This window comes from Allobosea sp. 05T439, assembly GCF_056396005.1.
Genome location: NZ_JBFTKP010000036.1, coordinates 41,632 through 60,553 on the forward strand (window position 1 = coordinate 41,632; position 18,922 = coordinate 60,553).

General features: G+C 65.4%; 17 protein-coding genes. 10 read left to right on the forward strand and 7 right to left on the reverse strand.

Translation table 11 applies throughout. The features are described from left to right. Positions 1–12 precede the first annotated feature (12 nt). From AC1DIO_RS28120 to AC1DIO_RS28135, 4 genes are all read left to right on the forward strand, one after another. Positions 13–543 (forward strand): CDP-alcohol phosphatidyltransferase family protein, encoded by a 531-nt coding sequence (locus AC1DIO_RS28120; RefSeq protein ID WP_441507644.1) that lies wholly within the window; start codon positions 13–15, stop codon positions 541–543. 127 nt (positions 544–670) lie between these two features. Beyond that, positions 671–1,780: an AI-2E family transporter gene (locus AC1DIO_RS28125; RefSeq protein ID WP_441491719.1), complete on the forward strand. Its 1,110-nt coding sequence runs from the start codon at positions 671–673 to the stop codon at positions 1,778–1,780. Next, the gene (locus AC1DIO_RS28130; protein ID WP_476854408.1) at positions 1,773–2,471 is read left to right on the forward strand and encodes a P-loop NTPase family protein; all 699 of its coding nucleotides are present in this window, start codon (positions 1,773–1,775) and stop codon (positions 2,469–2,471) included. The genes AC1DIO_RS28125 and AC1DIO_RS28130 overlap by 8 nt, the downstream gene beginning before the upstream one ends. A gap of 38 nt (positions 2,472–2,509) precedes the next feature. Then, positions 2,510–2,797: a gamma-glutamylcyclotransferase family protein gene (locus AC1DIO_RS28135; protein WP_476768665.1), complete on the forward strand. Its 288-nt coding sequence runs from the start codon at positions 2,510–2,512 to the stop codon at positions 2,795–2,797. A gap of 81 nt (positions 2,798–2,878) precedes the next feature. Here the strand turns inward: AC1DIO_RS28135 and AC1DIO_RS28140 are convergent, their stop codons facing one another. After that, positions 2,879–4,120 carry an acyl-CoA desaturase gene (locus AC1DIO_RS28140; protein WP_476854409.1) on the reverse strand — a complete coding sequence of 414 codons (1,242 nt, stop codon included), beginning with the start codon at positions 4,118–4,120 and terminating at the stop codon, positions 2,879–2,881. A 264-nt stretch (positions 4,121–4,384) separates the two neighbouring features. On the opposite strand from AC1DIO_RS28140, the gene AC1DIO_RS28145 reads away from it, so the two are divergent. Together AC1DIO_RS28145 and ppx are read left to right on the forward strand one after the other, a co-directional pair. Beyond that, positions 4,385–6,580: an RNA degradosome polyphosphate kinase gene (locus AC1DIO_RS28145; RefSeq protein WP_476854410.1), complete on the forward strand. Its 2,196-nt coding sequence runs from the start codon at positions 4,385–4,387 to the stop codon at positions 6,578–6,580. A gap of 7 nt (positions 6,581–6,587) precedes the next feature. After that, positions 6,588–8,090: an exopolyphosphatase gene (ppx, locus tag AC1DIO_RS28150; RefSeq protein ID WP_476854411.1), complete on the forward strand. Its 1,503-nt coding sequence runs from the start codon at positions 6,588–6,590 to the stop codon at positions 8,088–8,090. A gap of 59 nt (positions 8,091–8,149) precedes the next feature. Here ppx and AC1DIO_RS28155 read toward each other — a convergent pair whose 3' ends face one another. Next, positions 8,150–9,166, reverse strand: a complete 1,017-nt coding sequence (locus AC1DIO_RS28155) for an AMP-binding protein (protein ID WP_441507650.1) — start codon at positions 9,164–9,166, stop codon at positions 8,150–8,152. Between the two features lie 10 nt (positions 9,167–9,176). Then, the gene (locus AC1DIO_RS28160; RefSeq protein WP_441507651.1) at positions 9,177–11,030 is read right to left on the reverse strand and encodes an extracellular solute-binding protein; all 1,854 of its coding nucleotides are present in this window, start codon (positions 11,028–11,030) and stop codon (positions 9,177–9,179) included. Between the two features lie 243 nt (positions 11,031–11,273). On the opposite strand from AC1DIO_RS28160, the gene AC1DIO_RS28165 reads away from it, so the two are divergent. Further along, the gene (locus AC1DIO_RS28165) at positions 11,274–12,071 is read left to right on the forward strand and encodes an invasion associated locus B family protein (RefSeq protein WP_476776608.1); all 798 of its coding nucleotides are present in this window, start codon (positions 11,274–11,276) and stop codon (positions 12,069–12,071) included. Positions 12,072–12,212: 141 nt separating this feature from the next. Here the strand turns inward: AC1DIO_RS28165 and hspQ are convergent, their stop codons facing one another. Together hspQ and AC1DIO_RS28175 are read right to left on the reverse strand one after the other, a co-directional pair. Then, entirely contained in the window at positions 12,213–12,542 is a 330-nt protein-coding gene (hspQ, locus tag AC1DIO_RS28170) for a heat shock protein HspQ (protein WP_043242591.1), read from the reverse strand. Between the two features lie 117 nt (positions 12,543–12,659). Further along, a complete protein-coding gene (locus AC1DIO_RS28175) occupies positions 12,660–13,718 on the reverse strand; it encodes an HpcH/HpaI aldolase/citrate lyase family protein (protein WP_441507652.1) in 1,059 nt (352 codons plus the stop codon). Between the two features lie 276 nt (positions 13,719–13,994). Between AC1DIO_RS28175 and AC1DIO_RS28180 the strand changes: the two genes are divergently transcribed. Together AC1DIO_RS28180 and AC1DIO_RS28185 are read left to right on the forward strand one after the other, a co-directional pair. Next, complete coding sequence (locus AC1DIO_RS28180; RefSeq protein ID WP_441491709.1) at positions 13,995–14,966, forward strand: AEC family transporter; 972 nt, start codon at positions 13,995–13,997, stop codon at positions 14,964–14,966. Positions 14,967–15,002: 36 nt separating this feature from the next. Beyond that, positions 15,003–16,136, forward strand: coding sequence for a CaiB/BaiF CoA transferase family protein (locus tag AC1DIO_RS28185; RefSeq protein WP_476854412.1), 1,134 nt, complete (start codon positions 15,003–15,005; stop codon positions 16,134–16,136). 11 nt (positions 16,137–16,147) lie between these two features. On the opposite strand, the gene AC1DIO_RS28190 is transcribed toward AC1DIO_RS28185, so the two are convergent. After that, complete coding sequence (locus AC1DIO_RS28190) at positions 16,148–17,335, reverse strand: UbiH/UbiF family hydroxylase (RefSeq protein ID WP_441507654.1); 1,188 nt, start codon at positions 17,333–17,335, stop codon at positions 16,148–16,150. 235 nt (positions 17,336–17,570) lie between these two features. Between AC1DIO_RS28190 and AC1DIO_RS28195 the strand changes: the two genes are divergently transcribed. Beyond that, positions 17,571–18,545 carry a quinone oxidoreductase family protein gene (locus tag AC1DIO_RS28195; protein ID WP_441491706.1) on the forward strand — a complete coding sequence of 325 codons (975 nt, stop codon included), beginning with the start codon at positions 17,571–17,573 and terminating at the stop codon, positions 18,543–18,545. 41 nt (positions 18,546–18,586) lie between these two features. Here AC1DIO_RS28195 and AC1DIO_RS28200 read toward each other — a convergent pair. Continuing rightward, positions 18,587–18,922 (reverse strand): integrase core domain-containing protein (locus AC1DIO_RS28200; protein WP_476854413.1); only part of this gene is annotated, 336 nt, incomplete at its 5' end.

Genomic DNA, 18,922 nt, shown 5'->3' on the forward strand with positions numbered 1-18,922 from the left:
ATCCGGAAGAGCATGACCCTTCCCAACCTCATCACCATCGGCCGGCTGTTTCTGGTGCCGCTCGTCGTGGTGATGATCACCAATGGACGCTGGGAGACGGCCTTCATCCTCTTCGTGGCGGCCGGCGTCTCGGACGCGGTCGATGGATTCATCGCCAAGCGCTTCGGCATGACCAGCGAGCTCGGCGCCTATCTCGACCCCGTCGCGGACAAGGCGTTGATCGTCTCGATCTACATCACGCTTGCGCTGGTCGGGGCTATCCCGGTCTGGCTGGTCGTCCTGGTGGTCTCGCGCGACCTGATGATCGTCTCCGCCGTGATCCTGTCCTGGGTGATGGAAAAACCCGTCGAGATCGCTCCTTTCGTGGTCAGCAAGCTCAACACGGCCGCACAGCTCATTTTCGCCGCGCTGATGCTCGGGAGCAAGGCCTTCGGGGTCGATCCCGGGCCGGCGATCGATGTCGGCCAGCTCCTGGTCGCCGTATTGACGCTGGGATCAATGGCGGCCTATCTCGCGTTCTGGCTGCGCCATATGGCGGCCTGACCTGCGGCGAGCGGGCGCGATTGCGTCCGTTTCAGTGCTGCGGCTTGGAACTTGCTTCGTGTTCACCCATCTTCGTGGACGCGGTCGATGATCTCGCATCGCGGAATCCGCCGGGGACTGCCTGTTCATGTCGTTGCAACGCCAAATCGGTTTCTGGCTGATCTCGCTCGCAGTCTTCGTGCTGTGCCTGGTCTTGCTGCGCGACGTGCTGCTGCCATTCATCGCGGCGCTGGCGCTGGCCTATCTGCTCGACCCCCTTGCGGATCGGCTCGAGCGGCTCGGAATGAGCCGTCTGGCCGCGACGATTGTCATCCTGATCGTCTTCCTTCTGATCTTCGTGCTGTCGCTCGTGCTGCTCATGCCCTTGCTCGGCCAGCAGCTCGCCGGCTTCGTTGCGCGGATGCCCGAGGTCGCTGCCAAGCTGCAAACGCTGATCCTGGAGCGGGGGGCGCCGCTCCTCGAGAAGCTGGGTGGTGGCAAGCTTGCCCAGGATGCCCAGAATTCACTCGGAAATCTCGTCGGCGAAGCAACCAAATGGGTCGGCAGTGTCCTGCAATCGCTCTGGTCCGGGGGGACCGCGATCATCGGCGTGTTCTCGCTGCTGGTTCTGACCCCCGTCATCGCCTTCTATCTGCTGGTCGACTGGGACCGCATGTGCGCGACCGTCGACAGCTGGTTGCCGCTCGACCATCGCGACACCATCCGCGGCCTGCTGAGCGAGATGGATAAGGCGATCGCCGGCTTCCTGCGCGGCCAGGCGCTGCTCTGCATCCTGCTCGGGACCTTCTATGCCGTCGGATTGAGCATCGTCGGCGTCAACTTCGGCGCGCTCATCGGCATCATCAGCGGCTTCCTCTCCTTCATCCCCTATGTCGGCTCGCTGACGGGCCTCGTGCTGTCGGTCGGCGTCGCGATCGTGCAGTTCTGGCCGGAGTGGACTTGGCCGTTGGTGACGCTCGGCGTCTTTGCCGCCGGTCAGTTCATCGAAGGCAACATCCTGCAGCCGAAGCTCGTCGGCGACTCGATCGGCGTGCATCCGGTCTGGCTGATGTTCGCGCTGCTTGCCTTCGGCTCTCTCTTCGGCTTCGTCGGGCTCCTGCTTGCGGTTCCCTTGGCGGCAGTCATCGGGGTCTTGAGCCGTTTCGCGCTTCGGCAGTATCTGGCGAGCAACATCTATCATGGCGGCGATGTTTCGAAGTCCGCCGAAGCCCGCAAGCGTCTCGGAGCCGATGTCTGACCATACAAGCCGCCCGCGTCAGCTCGCCTTCGACCTGCCCGTCGACAGCCGCCACGGCGTCGAGGATTTCCTGATCGGCCCGTCCAACGAAGCCGCCTATGGGATGATCGAGGCCTGGCCGCACTGGCCCGAGGCCTGGCTGCGCCTGGTTGGCCCGGAAGGGGCGGGAAAGACCCATCTMGCGGCGATCTGGGCCAAGGCGGCCCATGCCTGGGTCATGCCCGTCTCCGAGGTGACCGAGGAGAACGTGCCGCACCTGATCTCCGGAGGGGCGCTCGTCGTCGAGGATTGCGACAGACGGCCTCGCGACGAAGCCGCCCTGTTCCACCTCTTGAACGCGATCAAGGCGAAGCGCGGCTCGCTGCTGCTGACCGCACGCGCAGCTCCCGATCAATGGGGCGTACGTATTCCCGACCTGTTGTCGCGCCTGCGGCTGGCGCCCCATGCGACGATCGCGCCGCCGGACGATGCGCTGCTGCGGGCGCTGCTGGTCAAGCTCTTCATCGACCGGCAGCTCATCGTCGATGCCGGCATCATCGAAGCGCTGACGCTGCGGATGGAGCGCTCGTTTGCCGCGGCGCGTGCACTGGTCGACGCGCTCGACAGGCTTTCGCTGGAACGCGGGCGGCGCGTCACGCGCGCCCTGGCCGGCGAGGTCCTGGCGGACCTCTTTCCGGATGATGCGAACTGAACAGGCAGCGCAGCCAGGCAGGTTGGAAGGAGAGCGGTATGGCCGACGGACGTGAGATCCGGCTGTTTTCCTACGGCACATTGCGCCAGAGGAACGTCCAGCTCGCCACATTCGGCCGAGAGCTCGAAGGCCGTGACGACGCCCTTGTCGGCTTCGCCCGCACAATGGTCGAGATCACCGATCCGGAGGTGATCGCCACCAGCCGCGAGACGCATCATCCGATCGTGACCCGGTCCGGCAATCCTGCCGACGAAGTGGCCGGAACCGTCTTCAACATCACAGCCGCGGAGCTCGCCGCGGCCGATTCCTACGAGGTCTCGGATTAGCGCCGGATTGCGGTGTGGCTCAGATCCGGGACCGAGGCGTTMGTCTATGTCCGGGCTGCGGACGCGTCCTGAATCGAACGTTCAGGCCGCGCCTTCCGAAGCCGACTTGGCCGACGGCCCAACGAGGCGTGCATGCATGGCCTCGATCAGAAGTTCATGCGCACGGGCTGCGATCGCGTCGAGCGAGGGCGTCCGCACGAACATCGCGGCCGCCTTCTCGCTGAGCTCCTCGCGGCTCGGCAGGACCGGCAGATGCCATTGCGCAACGGCGTCCTGGGCCTGCTGCTGCATTTCGGCCAGCCGGTCACCCGCACGTTGCTGCAGTTCGGCGAGCGCTTCGCGCAAATCGGCGAGCGTCATCGTCGGCAGATGCAGCTCCGACAGGGCAGGGCTCGCCGCATAGGCTTCCCGGAAGGCGCTGACGACGCGGTCCAGCGGCACCGAAGCCGCAAGCCGCTCGGCAGAGCGTTCGATGACGCGCGGCGGCAGGGCCTGCGAACGATCGACGACGGCCTGCGGCGGCGCCTTCAGGTCCCAGACCGCGCCGATCTTCGAGAGACCGAGGATCACGTAATAGGTCGGGTCCCACTGCCACCAGCGGAAGCCCTGACGCACGCTGTACTGATAGGCGTGGTGGTTGTTGTGCCAGCCTTCGCCCATGGTGATGATCGCCAGCCACCAGTTGTTGCGGCTCTCGTCGCCGGTCACATAGTCCTTGTCGCCATGCACATGCGCGAGCGAGTTGATGCAGAATGTCGCGTGATAGACCGCAACCGTCGACCAGAAGAAGCCAACGATCAGGCCGGCCCAGCCGCCGATCGCGAAGCAGAGGCCGGCAAGCAGGATCGCGGGCGCCAGCTCGAAACGGTGCAAAAGGCGCAATTCGGGGAACTTCGTCAGGTCCTGAATCGTTGAATCGTCGAAGGTGCTGTGATCGCGGCTGAAGATCCAGCCGACATGCGAATAGGCGAAGGATGTCATGACCGGCGAATGCACGTCATGCTCGGTATCGGCATAGCGATGATGGTGACGGTGCTTGGAGGCCCACCAGAGCACGCTCTTCTGCGCCGTCGATTGGGCCAGCAGCGCGAGCAGGAACTGCCCGAAGCGGCTGGTCTTGTAGGAGCGATGTGAGAAATAGCGGTGATAGCCACCGGTGACCGCGAACATCCGCAACCAGTACAGCCCGATCGCGAGCCAGACCGAGGTMCAGGTCACACCGCTCCAGAGCGCCCCGAAACAGGCGAGATGCGCCAGCACGAAGGGAACGGCGGATGGGTAGACGATGTCGCCATCATCATGAGGGGCAGTGCTGTCGCTCAAGAATGCTCTCTGTGGGGTTCGCGCGGATTCGCCGCTTCGGTGCGGCACGGGCCGCATGTCCAGCGGCACCAAACAGGACGAGCCGGCGCCGCGCAAGTAGGCCACTCGCCGCAGCATGGCAAGGAAACCACGTGGGAAGGCAATTGGTTCGAGGCAACGCAGGAATAGCACTCGCCCGTCATCGAAGCGTCACGCTAGGATGGCTTCAAGTTTGACAGGCGGGCGATCTCGGCCCGGCTTGCGTTCGAGACGAGGGCGAAACTCATGAATATCGAACCGACAAACGTGAAGGCCGCGGACATCGCGCCTCAGGTCGGTCCCATCGGTCTGCGCCATTCGCCGGCCCGCTTCGTCAATCGCGAGCTGTCCTGGCTGCAGTTCAACCGTCGGGTGATGGAGGAGGCGTCGAACCGCAACCATCCTCTGCTGGAGCAGCTCCGCTTCCTCTCGATCTCTGCCAATAATCTCGACGAGTTCTTCATGGTCCGCGTCTCGGGCCTGCGCGAGCAGCTCAAGGCGGGTGTCGTCACGCCCAGCCAGGATGGATTGACCCCGGCCGAGCAGCTGATCGAAATCGCCAAGGCGACGGCCGATCTTACCGCCGACCAGCAGGCGCGCTGGGTCGAACTCAAGCGCGAGCTGGACGATAATCGGATCGTGCTGCTGGGGCCGAAGGACATCGGTGCGCAGCACCGCACCTGGCTCGAGGACCACTTCCTCCATCTCKTCTTCCCCGTGCTGACGCCATTGGCGATCGACCCGGCGCATCCCTTTCCCTTCATCCCCAACCTTGGCTTCACGCTGGCGCTGGCGCTGGAGCGGATCAGCGATGGCCGGCAGCTCGACGCGCTGATCCGGGTTCCCGGGAAGATCGACCGCTTCATCGAGCTGCCCGATCTGGCACGCGACGGCGTGCACCGCTTCATCACGCTGGAAGACACCGTCTCGCTCTTCATCGGCAAGCTCTTCCCTGGCTACGACGTCAAGGGAACCGGCTCGTTTCGCGTCATTCGCGACTCCGACCTCGATATCGAGGAGGAGGCCGAGGATCTGGTCCGCGTCTTCGAGACGATGCTGAAGCAGCGCCGCCGTGGCGTCGTCATCCGTCTCGAGGTCAGCGACGGCATGCCGCCGCATCTGCACCGGCTGATCGTGCGCGAACTGAAGGTCGATCCCGACGAGATCGTCCAGGTCGATGGTATGATCGGGCTGAACGAGCTCTCGCAGCTGGTCGGCGTCGACCGGCCGGACCTCAAGTTCAAGCCGTACAACGCCCGCTTCCCCGAGCGCATTCGCGAGCATGGCGGCGATTGCTTCGCCGCGATCCGCCAGAAGGACCTGCTCGTCCACCACCCCTATGAAAGCTTCGACGTCGTCGTGCAGTTCCTGCAGCAGGCGGCGCATGACCCCAACGTCGTCGCCATCAAGCAGACGCTCTACCGCACCTCATCGAACTCGCCGATCGTCAGGGCGCTGGCCGAGGCTGCCGAGGCGGGCAAGTCGGTGACGGCCCTGGTCGAGCTCAAGGCGCGCTTCGACGAGGAGGCGAATATTCGCTGGGCCAAGGATCTGGAGCGCGCGGGCGTGCAGGTCGTCTATGGCTTCATCGAGCTGAAGACCCACGCCAAGCTCTCGATGGTGGTGCGGCGCGAGGCCGGCCAACTCGTCAGCTACTGCCATATCGCGACCGGCAATTATCACCCGATCACGGCGCGCATCTACACCGACGTCTCCTTCTTCACCGCCGATCCGGTGATGGGGCAGGACGTCGCGCGCGTCTTCAACTTCATCACCGGCTATGCGGAGCCGGCCGAGCTGGAGCAGATGTCCGTCTCACCGGTGGGGCTGAAACAGCGCCTGCTGTCCGACATCGCCGAGGAGATTGCCCATGTGAAGGCAGGCCGCAAGGGTGCGATCTGGGGCAAGTGCAACTCGCTGGTCGACCCCGAGATCATCGACGCGCTCTATGATGCGAGCCAGGCCGGTGTGGAGATCGACTTCGTCGTGCGCGGCATCTGCTGCCTGAGACCCGGAATTCCGGGGCTGTCGGAGAACATCCGGGTCAAGTCGATTGTCGGACGCTTCCTCGAGCACACCCGGATCTATGCCTTCGGCGCCGGCTTCGGCCTGCCCTCGGCCAAGGCCAAGCTCTATATTTCCTCGGCCGATCTGATGCCGCGGAATCTCGATCGGCGCGTCGAGGCATTAACCCCGATCCAGAATCCGACGGTGCACCAGCAATTGCTGGAGCAGATCATGCTGGCGAATTTCCTCGACAACGAGCAAAGCTGGACCATCTTGCCCGATGGTGGCTCAAGACGCATTGTCCCGCCGCCGAGCGACGAGTCGTTCAACGCCCACAAATATTTCATGACCAATCCGAGTTTGTCCGGACGTGGAAAATCGCTCTCCAATTCAAGCCCCCGCAGCCTTGCGCGCCGGACCGGCAGAAAGGCTTGACCCGGCGTTGATCCCGGGGCGGCTGAGCCTCGGCGAGACGCTCGCCATCGTCGATATCGGCTCGAACTCGGTGCGTCTCGTCGTCTACGAGATGCTGTCGCGTTCGCCGGCGCAGGTCTTCAACGAGAAGGAGATGGCCGGCCTCGGCCGTCAGGTCGCGACAACCGGGCGGCTTGCCGATGACGCCATCGAGAAGGCGCTTGGCGCGCTCGTGCGCTTCCGCATTCTCTGCGAGGCGATGCATGTCCGCGATATCCGGGTCATCGCGACGGCTGCGGCACGCGACGCCGCCAATGGACCTGCGTTCATTGCGCTTGCCGAGCGGGCGATCGGCCAGCCGATCGAGCTGATCTCCGGGGGGCGTGAAGCCTATTTGTCGGCTCTCGGCGTGATCTCGGGCTTTGACGCACCGCGTGGCGTCGTCGGCGACCTTGGCGGCGGCTCGCTTGAGCTTGCCGCCGTCGACAACGACCGGGTGGGCGAGGGGGCCAGCCTGCCGATTGGCGTGCTGGCGCTGCTCGACCGCTCGAAAGGCTCGGTCAAGCTCGCCGAGAAGATCGTCCGCGAGGCACTCGACAACCTGCCGCAGCTCGCCGCGATGCGCGGACGCGATTTCTACGCCGTCGGTGGCACCTGGCGTGCGCTCGCAACGTTGCATCAGCGCCAGTCGGTCTATCCGCTGAGCGTGATGCACGCCTACACCGTGCCGGCGCGGGACGTGACGGAATTCGCCAAGCTGGTCGAGCGGGCCGACAGCGCCGTGCTGGAATCGATCGAAGCAGTGTCCTCGGCGCGCCGGCCGCTCCTGGCCTATGGCGCACTGGTGCTCGACCAGTTGATCAAGCGCGGCCGTCCCAGGTCTGTTGTGATTTCGGCCAACGGTGTCCGCGAGGGACTGTTGCACGAACAGCTCCCCGACGAGGAGCGCAGGATCGATCCGCTGCTTCAGGGGGCACAGGACTACAACCAGCTCAGGGCCCGCGACCCGCGGCATGCGATCGACCTGATTGCCTGGGTCGCAAAGCTCTTCGCCAGCGCTGGCATGCATGAGGATGCGGCAAGCCGCCGCTTGCAGGACGTCGCCTGCCTGCTCTCGGATATCGGCTGGCGCGCCCATCCGGACTATCGCGGCGAGCAGAGCCTCAATGTCATTGCCCATGCCGCCTTCAACGGCGTGGATCACCCCGGCCGCGCCTTMCTGGCGCTCGCCGTGTTCCATCGCTATGCCGGCGCCAAGAGCGACACGCCGGTGGCATCCGAGCTGCGGCGCCTCCTGACACCCCGGCAGCTCGAACGCGCGCTGCTGCTCGCGGCGACGTTCCGCGTGGCCTATCTGCTTTCGGCGGGCATGCCCGATATCCTGACCCGCATTTCGCTGACCTGCGTCGACCGCCGGCTCGTGCTGCGCTTCCCGGCAGACCTTAAGGCGCTGTCGAGCGAACGGGTCACCGGGCGGCTGAAGCAGCTCGCCCGCCTGCTCGGCCGCGAGCACGAGGTCGCGGCGGGCTAAGGCATCGGCCGGAAAGAGGGTTCGATCATCGGGCCCGATGCGATACCGGGTCCGGGGACCTAACGCCTGCTGACATCGACCTCGGTCGCCGAGCGTACATCGACATCGACAATCGCGAGGTCGGGGCGATCGATGGCCGGATAGGCGCGCGTCTCGCCTGGCCGTTGCACGAAGACCAGGCTGGCGAGGGCAGGGTGGCTCGCCAGTTTCGAACGTGCCAAGGCTGGCTCCATGGCGCCGGGAAGCACCAGATGTGCCTTTCTGCCTCCTTCGAGGCAGGCATGCAGGTCGCCGAGGCTGAACAGGCCAAGCGGCAGCAGCTCGACACCTGTCAGGATCGCCATACCGGGCCCGGAGGCGAGCGCGGCGAGGTCCCCGCCGACCAGCGTGGTGATGATCCGTGACGAGGCCAGCGGTTTCAGCAGGCGCGAAATCTCCAGCGCCTTGCTCAGCAATGCGCGTTCCGAGATGGCCTGCGGTCCCGCAAAGCTCCTGCTGTCGACGACCTGGAGGGCCGGGCGTTCCGTCGATTCCGGCAGGGGGTGGCGCACGCCATTCGCAATCAGGGTATCGAGCGGAGCGACGCCGTCGGGAATGTCACGGCCGAAACCGCCGACGAAGCGCGTTCCGAAGGCACGCATGGCAAGTGTCCGCAGCATCAGCAATGGGCGAACGTGCCCGATGCGGCCGGCGCCGAGGGCCATCACCGCCCCCGATGCCTCGATCAACCGGAGCAGATCCAGCTCATTGGCGTGCAGCGGCAACATCAGCGGCGAGAGGCCGGAGCGCAAGGCGGCCAGAATGGAAACCAGTGCCTCGGGCCCCAGCGGTGCAAGGATCGCGACGCTCGCGCCGGGCTGGGCATGATTGGTGCTCAGAAGCCCGGCGAGGCGCGAAACCCGGTCGTCCAGGTCCACGAAACTGAGGGAGCGCGGCTGCTCGTCGCTCCAGCTGCGGCGTCCGGGGGGATCGCGCAGCGCCGCCTCGTAGCCGCGGCTGCGCACCAGGGCCTTCAGCAAAGTATCGAGATCGAGGCCGTCTAGCAGGGCAGCAGCGTCGTCGTAGTCAGCCCGCATCGACGATCCTTCAGTTCGCCGGAGCGGGCGGCGCCGGGACGCGGGCCAGAACTTCGGTGGACAGGAAATAGGCCGGCCTGCGGGCCGGCAGCACGACATCGCGTGAACGAGCGAGCCAGGTCTCGGGCAAATAATAGAGCGGCACGACATAGAACCCGGAGATCAGCAGCCGGTCGAGCGTGCGCACCGAGGCAACGAAATCGGCGCGTTCGCGGGCGGAGAGCAGCGTTTTCAATACCGCGTCGACGGCCGGCGATTTCACGCCTGCATAGTTCAACGAGCCCTTGCGCTCGGCATTGCTCGAATCCCAGCGCCCGACCTGCTCGTTGCCGGGAGAGGCCGAGGCCGGCCATGTCCACTGGATCATGTCGAAATCGAAGGTGGAAAGGCGGCGCCAATACTGCACGTCGTCGATCAACCTGACCGTGACGGCGATGCCGAGCCTGGTCAGCGACTTCGCATAGTTCAGCGCAAGCCGCTCCTGCGGCCGGCTGGTGACGGTGATCTCGAAGCTCAGCGCCTCGCCGTTCTTGCTCTGGCGCAGCACGCCGTCCTGAAGTGCGTAACCAGCGCTCTGCAGCAGATCGAGCGCCTTGCGCGCCTGATCGCGGTCACGGCCGGAACCGTCGGTCGCCGAGGGCATCCAGGTTCCCGCGAGAACGTCCTCCCGGACGGCCCCGGGGAAGCCTGCGAGCAGTGCCTTCTCGCGCGCATCCGCCGCCACTCCGAGCGCGGAGAGCTCCGAATCCGCGAAGAAGCTGCCGGCCCGTCGATAGACGCCATGGAACAGATTGCGGTTGGCCCATTCGAAGTCGAACAGGATGCCGAGCGCCTCGCGCACCCTGACATCGGCGAAGACCGTGCGGCGCGTGTTGAAGACGAAGCCCGTCATGCCCTTCGGCGCCTCGAAGCGCAGCGCCTCCCGGACGATGCGGCCATCGCGCACGGCGGGAACATCATAGCCCGTCATCCAGCGTGTCGGGTCCCCTTCGAGACGGATATCGTAGAGGCCGGCCTTGAACGCTTCGAAGAGCGTATTGGCGTCTCGATAGAAATCGTAGCGGATCTCGTCGGCATTGAAGAGACCGCGGGTCAGCGGATGATCCTCGGCCCAGAAGCCGCTGCGGCGCTTCAAGGTCAGTGCCTCGCCCGGCTTCACGTCACTCACGAGATAGGGACCGGAGCCGAGAGCGGGCTTGAAGCTGGTCTCTGCGAAGGTTTCCGCATTGGTCGCGTGCTTGGCGAAGATCGGCATGGCGCCGATCACCAGCGGCAATTCGCGATTGGAGCCGTCGCCGAGCTCGAACTCGATCCGGCGCAGCGTGGGCACTGCGACCTTGGTCACGCGCCCGAGACTGGAGCGGTGGAACGGCTTGCCCTTGGTCCTCAGCATGTCGAAGGTGAAGCGCACATCTTCGGCAGTGACTGGCTGGCCATCCGAAAAGGTGGCCCGCGGATCGATCTCGAAGGCGAGCCGCGTGCGGTCGTCATTGAGCTCGATCTTGCTCGCCAGCAGGCCATAGGACGTGAAGGGCTCGTCAGCCGAGCGGAAGAGCAAGCTCTGCTGCACATAGCGGGGCACGGCGTCCGGGGCGACGCCGAGCACCACGAGCGGATTCAGGCTGTCGAAGGTGCCCTGCAGGCCAAAAATGATTCGCCCCCCCTTGGGAGCGGCCGGATCGGCATAGGGCAAATGCGCAAAGCCCTTCGCCAGGGCGGGCTCGCCATGCATGGCGATGGCATGATCGACCGATGGCGATTCGGCGCGCGCAACCGCGCCCGCCGCCAGAACGGCGGCAAGAATTGCGAAGATATGCCGTACCGCAACGCCAATCGCTGCAGCCGGCGCAAGATATGAACCCATTGCCTGACCTGATTCCCAGCGGCAAGAATAACACGGCTTGCCGGCCGTCACGTAAGCTGTTCAGACTGGAAACCTGCAGCAGAACTCGCTAAACGCAGCGCGAGGTGTCATTCAAACGCCGCAATCGCAACCGATGTGCACGGCCTTCCAGGGGCTGGCGCGCGTAAGCGATTGAGCCCGTCGACAATGATGCGCGCGGCTTGCGAAGTCGTGTTTCGAGATTCGCCTGGTAAGGAAAACCATATGACCGCTTCGTTCAGCCCGTCTCAGCGCCTGTCCGCCCGAGCGTTCGGCCTGGCCATGAGCGCCGTGATCGGCCTCAGCCCGGTCGCCGCCTTCGCTCAGCAGCAGCGTCCCGCCCAGCGCCCGGCCCAGCCACCGGCTCAGCAGCAGCCCGCGCAGCCGCCGGCCGGACAAGCTCAGCAGGGTGGTCCCACCGTCGTTCAGGTCAAGCCGGAGCCGTCTCAGACCAGCTGGACCAAGGTTTGCGGCAAGGATCAGGCCGCCAACAAGGAAATCTGCTACACGACGCGCGATTTCGTCTCGGATCAGGGCCAGCCGGTGCTTGCGGTTGCCGTCTATGACGTCAAGGGCGACGCGACCCGGATTGTGCGCTTCCTGATGCCGCTCGGCCTGATGCTGCAGCCTGGTGTCCGCTTCGGCGTAGACGCGGCGCAGCCGGTGCCCGGCCGTTACGCCATCTGCTTCCCGAACGGCTGCTTCGCCGAGGCGCAGGTGAAGGACGATGTMATCAACGCGATGAAGAAGGGCAATACGCTCAATATCAGCGTGCAGAATCAGACCGGCCGCGAGGTGACCTTCTCGATTCCGCTTGCCGATTTCGGCAAGGGCTTCGATGGCGCCCCGATCGACCCGAAGGTGCTGGAAGAACAGCAGAAGCAACTGCAGGACGAATTGTCCAAGCGCCAGGAAGAGCTGCGCCAGCGTCTTGGCGGCGGCGGAGCCAATGCGGCTCCGGGCGCTCCGGCGGCTCCCGGCGCGACTCCCGCTCCCGGCGCTCCGGCTGCTCCCAAGCCCTGATCGGGTTGCCGTTCGCACAAACAGAAAAGGCCGGCCCCTCGGGGCCGGCCTTTTTCATGGGCCTTCTGCGTTTGCATCAGCTTTCCCGAGAGCCGGAACCCACTTTTCGGGCGGGCACTCCAATGGCGTCGGGCGGCGGGATCAGTTCAGGTCGGCCTTGTCGATGAGATAGCGGCCCTTGCGGTCGCGCCTGAAGAACTCCTTGGCCTGCGGATGGCGGATCGGCCGGCCGGATTCGTCGATCACGAGATTTTGCTCGGAAACATAGGCGACATATTCCGTCTCCTCGTTCTCCGCGAAGAGATGGTAGAATGGTTGGTCCTTCGACGGGCGCAGGTTCTCCGGGATCGCCAGCCACCATTCCTCCGTATTGGAGAAGGTGGGGTCGACGTCGAAAATCACCCCTCGGAACGGATAGACACGGTGTTTCACCACCTGCCCGATCCGGAATTTCGCTGAACGCGCTTCCATGTCTCGCCTTGATCCGTCCTCAAGCCGGCAGGCTCTCATACTGCCGGCTAACGTCGCCATCTCGCGCATGCGGTAGGATTGCGTCGCAAATAGGTCAAGATCAACGGCTGAAAGTCGCTAGTTCGGCGGCAATCCATAGCGCTCGGCGAGAGCCGGATCGCGAGCGGCAACCTGGTGGGCCAGATCGACGATGACCTTGGCCTGTTTCCAGGTGGCGTCGTCCTGCATCTTGCCGTCGATCATGACCGCGCCCGAGCCGTCGGGCATGGCTTCCAGGATGCGTCGGGCGAACGCGACCTCTCCGGGATCCGGGCTGAAGACGCGCTTGGCGATCTCGATCTGCGAGGGATGCAAGGTCCAGGCGCCGGCGCAACCGAGCAGGAAGGCGTTGCGGAACTGGGCTTCGCAGGCGGCTGCATCCGAGAAGTCGCCGAAAGGGCCGTAAAAGGGCTTCAACCCGGCCGACGCGCAGGCGTCGACCATCTTCGCCAGCGTATAATGCCAGAGATCCTGCTGAGCGACGGCGCGAGCGCCGCCTTCGGGGGAGGGGTCGGCGATCACCTTGTACTCGGGGTGCCCGCCGCCGACGCGCGTCGTCTTCATGGCGCGCGAAGCGGCCAGATCGGCTGGGCCAAGGCTCATGCCGTGCATGCGGGGGGAGGCCGTGGCGATGGCCTCGACATTCTTCACGCCTTCGGCTGTTTCAAGAATGGCATGGATCAGGATCGGCTTGCGGAGCTGATGCCGCGCTTCGAACTGGGCGAGCAGCTGATCGACATAATGGATGTCCCAGGGCCCCTCGACCTTTGGCACCATTACGACATCGAGCTTGCCGCCGACCTCGGACATGATCGTGCTGATATCATCGAGAAACCAGGGCGAGTTCAGGGCGTTGACCCGCGTCCATAGGCCGGTCGCGCCGAAATCGACGGACTTGGCCATCATGATGAATCCGTCGCGCGCAGCCGTCTTGGCGTCGACCGGGATCGCATCCTCGAGATTGCCGAGCACGATATCGACCTGACCGGCGAGTTCCCCGACCTTGGCGCGGATCTTTTCAAGATGTGGCGGCACGAAATGGATCATGCGCTCCAGTTTCAGCGGCAGCTCCCGCAAGGGCTCCGGCGCGCCGATGGCGAGCGGGCGGAAGAACTGGCGCGGCGTCTTGGTTGGCATGGTGGGCTCCATGGTGCGTTGCAGCGAATGTGCCGGACCATGCAGCGCCCGTCCATTKGGTTTTCGCAGCGCGCCGGGCGTCGAACTGAGAATGATAGCCTAGGATGAAATTCCAGCGCGCGCGTCAGACAATATTCCTAGGCATTCATGCCTGTTGCATTGCCGGGCTGCGAGCGATGCGCTGCGCGGCTTTGCCGTTGGCCCTCGACCCGCTACACCGCCGCGATGCGCCTGCCTGTTACCCGGGAGGTGCACCCGCCCGAGGTTCCAGCGCGTATGGCCGAACTTGCCAGCCTGTTCAATCTGGTCGCGCCGTTCTTCGGCCTGATCGTCCTTGGCTTCGCTGTCGGGCGCTACAAGCGGCTCCCGGAAGAGGGGCTGGCGTGGATGCAGTACTTCCTGATCTACATCGCCCTCCCGGCGCTGTTCTACCGCCTGATTGCCGACAAGCCGCTGAGCGAGCTCTCGAACTGGGGCTTTGTCGGCGCCACGACGCTCGCCACCTTCTGCGTCTTCTCGCTCTCCTTCCTCATCGGCTTGAAATCCACGCACGGGCATATGCCCCAGGCGGTGATGCAGGCGGTCGCCGGCTCCTACTCGAATATCGGCTATATGGGCCCACCGTTGATCCTGGCCGCGCTCGGGCCGGTCGCGAGCGCGCCGGTGGCGCTGATCTTTGTCTTCGACAATATTCTGCTGTTCTCGCTGGTGCCCTTCCTGATGGCCCTGGCCGGCGTCGAGAAGAAGGGCTTTCTCGCGACAGCCGGCGAGGTGCTCTGGAAGGTGGTGACGCACCCCTTCAATCTCGCGACCCTGGCCGGCGTGATCGCGAGCTACACCAAGCTCGAATTGCCGACTGCGCTCGACAAGATGACGCTCTGGCTGTCGCAGGCGGCGGCTCCCTGCGCGCTGTTCCTGCTCGGCGTCACGGTGGCGCTGCGGCCGATGAGGTCGATGCCCGCGGAAGTGCCGGCCCTGGTCGCGGTMAAGCTCGTCCTCCACCCGCTGCTGGTCTGGGTGCTGCTCTCGGCGCTCGGAAATTTCGCCGACCCCTGGGTCTATGCGGCGGTGATCATGGCGGCGCTGCCGCCGGCCCTGAACATCTTCGTGATCTCGACGCAGTACAAGGTCGGCGTCGAGCGCGCCTCGGCCTGCATCCTCGTCGGCACCATCGTCTCGATGGTGACGCTGACGGGCTTCCTGTGGCTGGTGAAGACGGGCAGGATGGCGGCAGACCTGTTTCCCTGACGGCTGCCCTGCGCCCGTCCAATCCCCGGGATCGCGATGCTGCCGCTCGACGACCTTCTGGTTCTGGATTTCTCGACTTTGCTGCCGGGCCCGCTCGCGAGCCTGTTTCTGGCCGAGGCGGGTGCCGAGATCATCCGGATCGAGCGGCCGGGTGGTGAGGACCTCCGCCGCTTCCCACCGCGCTTCGGCGAGACCTCGGCTCCATTCGCTGCGCTCAACCGCGGCAAGAAGAGCATCGAGATCGACCTGAAATCCTCCGATTCCGCCGAATTGCTGCGCCCTCTGGTCGAGCGCGCCGACATCCTGATCGAACAGTTCCGCCCTGGCGTGATGGAGCGGCTCGGTCTCGGTTTCGAAGCCCTCCACATGATCAATCCCCGGCTGATCTATTGCTCGATCAGCGGCTATGGCCAGACCGGGCCGCGCTCCCAGGATGCCGGGCACGATATCAATTACCAGGCGATCGGCGGGCTGCTCGGGCAATCGCTGAAGCGTGGCGAGCCTCCGCMGCTGCCGCCGACGCTCGTTGCCGATATCGCAGGCGGGGCGATGCCGGCGGCGCTCAACATTCTGCTGGCGCTGCGCCAGCGCGAGCGCACCGGTCGAGGCTGCCATCTCGACATCGCGATGAGCGACGCTATGCCGACCTTCACCTGGTACAGCCTTGCCCAAGGGCAGGTGACGGGAAACTGGCCGGAAGGCGGCGAGGGGCTCCTGACCGGGGGAAGCCCGCGCTACGGGCTCTATGCCACCGGCGATGGCTGGTTTCTCGCGGTTGGAGCCCTGGAGCAGAAATTCTGGGAGGTCTTTTGCGAGGCGATCTCGCTCGATCCCGGCTTGAGCGATGATCGGATGAATCCGGAGGCGACGCGCTCCGCGATCGCCTCCATCATCGCATCGGAACCGGCGTCGTACTGGCGGAGCTATCTCGAGCCGCGCGATTGCTGCTGCACGGTCGTGCGCAGCCTCGAGGAGGCGCTGGCCGACCCGCACCTGACTGCGCGCGGCCAGCTCGACAACCAGGCGGAGGAGCCGGGAGGCAGGCGCCTTGTCTCGACCCCCTTGCCACTGGCCCCGGTTTTCCGGGAGCACGCGCCCGCACTGCTGCGCGTGCCGTCGAGCGGTGGTGATCAGGAGTTGCTGCAGACAGAACCCGACAGGGGCGACTGATCGCGGGCCGCTCAGTTGGCCATGCCGCCAGCCAGGCCCTGGCGCATGACGATCCGGCGCAACGGCCCGATCTGCGAGAGCGCGAGCAGGCCGGCGCCACGCATTAGGTCGGCGGGGAGCAGGTCGGTCAGCAAGGTCCGGTTCAGCGCATCGACCGCACCGGTACGCAGCCGCACATCCGTCTGCCGCGCCGAATCATAGGCGGCAATCACCGCGTCGCTGCCCGGGTCTTCGGCGTCATGCAGGACGCGACGCAGGGCTGCGACGTCGCGCAAACCGAGATTGAGCCCCTGAGCGCCGATCGGCGGGAAGACATGGGCCGCTTCCCCGATCAATGCCATCCGGTTCGCCCCGAAACGTGTTACCGAGAGGCCGCCCATGGGAACGCGCCCACGCGCCCCCTCGACGGTCATGGCCCCGAGCAGGGAATGCGTCTGCCTCTCGACGCTGCGGGCGAACGTGGCATCGTCCAGCGCGGCGATCCGCTCGGCCTCTCTCGGCTCGAGCATCCAGACCAGCGAAGAGCGGTGGCCGGGCAGGGGAACGAGCGTGCAGGGGCCGCTGCGCGTGTGGAATTCCGTCGAGGTCTCGCGATGGTCGCGGCGATGGCCGAGGATCGCCGTCAAGGCGATCTGCGGATAGCGCCAGTCCCTGGTGGTGATACCGGCAGCGTCCCGCACGCGGGATTGGCGACCATCGGCGCCGATCACCAGCCGGGCGCAGAAGGGCTCGAACTCGGCTCCGGAGATCCTGACCGCATCATCTTGGGCTTCGATCGCCGAAACCATATGGGGCACGCTCCGGATGTTCGGGTTGGCCTGGACATGCTCGGCCAGCGCCGCAACGAGATCGGCATTCTCGACATTCCAGCCGAAAGCGTCGAGCCCGAGTTCGGACGCGTAGAACTCGACCGGTGGCTGCCGGAACAGGCTGCCGGTGTCATCGACAAGGCGCATCACCGCGAGCGGAGCAGCCTTGCCGTCGAGGGCCGGGAGCAGGCCGAGCTCGGCGAGCATCCGCCAGGAGCCGTCGAGCAGCGCCACGGTGCGACCGTCTCGCGGGGCGACCGGGCGGCCGAATACGGTGACCTGCCAGCCATCTGCCGCACAAGCGAGCGCGGCGGCCAGCCCAACGGCGCCGGCGCCAATGATGGCGATCTCGGCCTGATCAGAATGCGGGAGCGTAGCACGCGAAGTCATGGCACTTGGCTAGCCGACCCGAAGGCGTCTGGCCAGTCCGCGCTGCGTCGCAGCCCCGCACAGAKACTGCGTGAAATGGGCCCTGACGAAGGACGGAAGCGTTCATGCCGCGCCCCGATCCCGCACCATCATCTGCCGACCCGGCGTTGGGCGCCGACCCGCCCAGCAGTCCGGCCGTTGCGTTGATGCGATGCAAGTCCCTATGGTCCGGCCTTCACGTGATGGAGCAATGTCAATGGTCAAGGCGATACGCGTTCACCAGACCGGCGGACCCGAGGTTCTGAAATACGAGGACGTTGCGTTGCCGGCGCCCGGGCCAGGCGAGCTGCTGGTGAGGAACCGCGCGATCGGCCTCAACTTCATCGATACCTATTTTCGATCGGGCCTTTACGCGGCCCCCAAGCTGCCCTTCGTGCTGGGCAACGAGTCGGCCGGTGACGTCCTTGCCGTCGGCCCCGATGTCACCGAGTTCAAGCCGGGCGACCGCGTCGCCTGCGTTGCGACGCTCGGAGCCTATGCCGAGGAGCGCATCGTGGCGGCGGCATCGACGGTGGCTCTGCCGGCTGCGATCTCCTTTGAGGCTGCGGCCAGCATGATGCTGAAGGGCCTGACCGCCGAATATCTGCTGCACCGGACCTACAAGGTGAAGCCGGGCGACACGATCCTTGTGCATGCTGCCGCTGGCGGCACCGGCCTGATTCTGTGCCAGTGGGGCAAGGCGCTCGGCGCGACCGTGATCGGCACCGCAGGCTCCAGGGACAAGGCCGAGCTCGCCAAGGCGCATGGTGCCGACGAGGTCATTCTCTACCGTGACGAGAATGTCGCGGCGCGGGTCAAGGACATCACCGGCGGAAAGCTCTGCGACGTGGTCTATGACGGCGTCGGCAAGGACACGTTCATGGCCTCGCTCGACTCGCTCAAGCCCTTTGGCGTGCTTGCGAGCTTCGGCAATGCGTCGGGCGCGGTCGAAGCGTTCAATCTCGGCATCCTGGCTGCAAAGGGCTCGCTCTACGTCACCCGTCCGACACTGAACTCCCACACCGCAAAGCGCGAAACGATGGTCGAGATGGCGAAGAACCTGTTCGGCGCCGTCACCTCGGGCAAGGTCACGATACCGGTGAACGCGACCTTCCCGATGAAGGATGCAGCCGAGGCACATCGCACGCTGGAGAGCCGCGGCACGACGGGCTCGACGGTCCTCATTCCGTAGCGTTCGCCGCCTCGTCGCAGCAATCTCGCCCAGATTGTTGCCTAGATGTCGTTTCCAAGATGGTTGTTCAGTCTTGTCCATGGCGGCTTTCCGCCGAGGGCTGAGTGAGGGCGGGAGAGGTTGTAGTTGTCGGCCCATGGTCCGATGGCGGCGTGGCGCTCTGCCGAGCTCTGATAGGGTCTTGCATAGGCCCATTCACGCAAACTGGTCTGGATGAAGCGCTCGGCCTTGCCGTTGGTTCGCGGGGTGTAGGGCCGGGTGCGGACATGGCGGGCGCCGGCCTTTGCGAGCGCGGCTGCGAAGAGCTTCGAGCGATAGGCCGAGCCGTTATCGGTCATCACCCGTTCGACGGTGACGCCGAGACGGCCGAACCAGGC

What these genes read in the sequence shown, in the direction of transcription:
- AC1DIO_RS28120 (WP_441507644.1), top strand. Translation starts at nt 13, where the DNA reads ATGACCCTTCCCAACCTCATCACCATCGGCCGGCTGTTTCTGGTGCCG.
- AC1DIO_RS28125 (WP_441491719.1), top strand. Translation starts at nt 671, where the DNA reads ATGTCGTTGCAACGCCAAATCGGTTTCTGGCTGATCTCGCTCGCAGTC.
- AC1DIO_RS28135 (WP_476768665.1), top strand. Translation starts at nt 2,510, where the DNA reads ATGGCCGACGGACGTGAGATCCGGCTGTTTTCCTACGGCACATTGCGC.
- AC1DIO_RS28155 (WP_441507650.1), bottom strand. Translation starts at nt 9,166, where the DNA reads ATGCGGGCTGACTACGACGACGCTGCTGCCCTGCTAGACGGCCTCGAT.
- AC1DIO_RS28160 (WP_441507651.1), bottom strand. Translation starts at nt 11,030, where the DNA reads ATGGGTTCATATCTTGCGCCGGCTGCAGCGATTGGCGTTGCGGTACGG.
- hspQ (WP_043242591.1), bottom strand. Translation starts at nt 12,542, where the DNA reads ATGGAAGCGCGTTCAGCGAAATTCCGGATCGGGCAGGTGGTGAAACAC.
- AC1DIO_RS28175 (WP_441507652.1), bottom strand. Translation starts at nt 13,718, where the DNA reads ATGCCAACCAAGACGCCGCGCCAGTTCTTCCGCCCGCTCGCCATCGGC.
- AC1DIO_RS28190 (WP_441507654.1), bottom strand. Translation starts at nt 17,335, where the DNA reads ATGACTTCGCGTGCTACGCTCCCGCATTCTGATCAGGCCGAGATCGCC.
- AC1DIO_RS28195 (WP_441491706.1), top strand. Translation starts at nt 17,571, where the DNA reads ATGGTCAAGGCGATACGCGTTCACCAGACCGGCGGACCCGAGGTTCTG.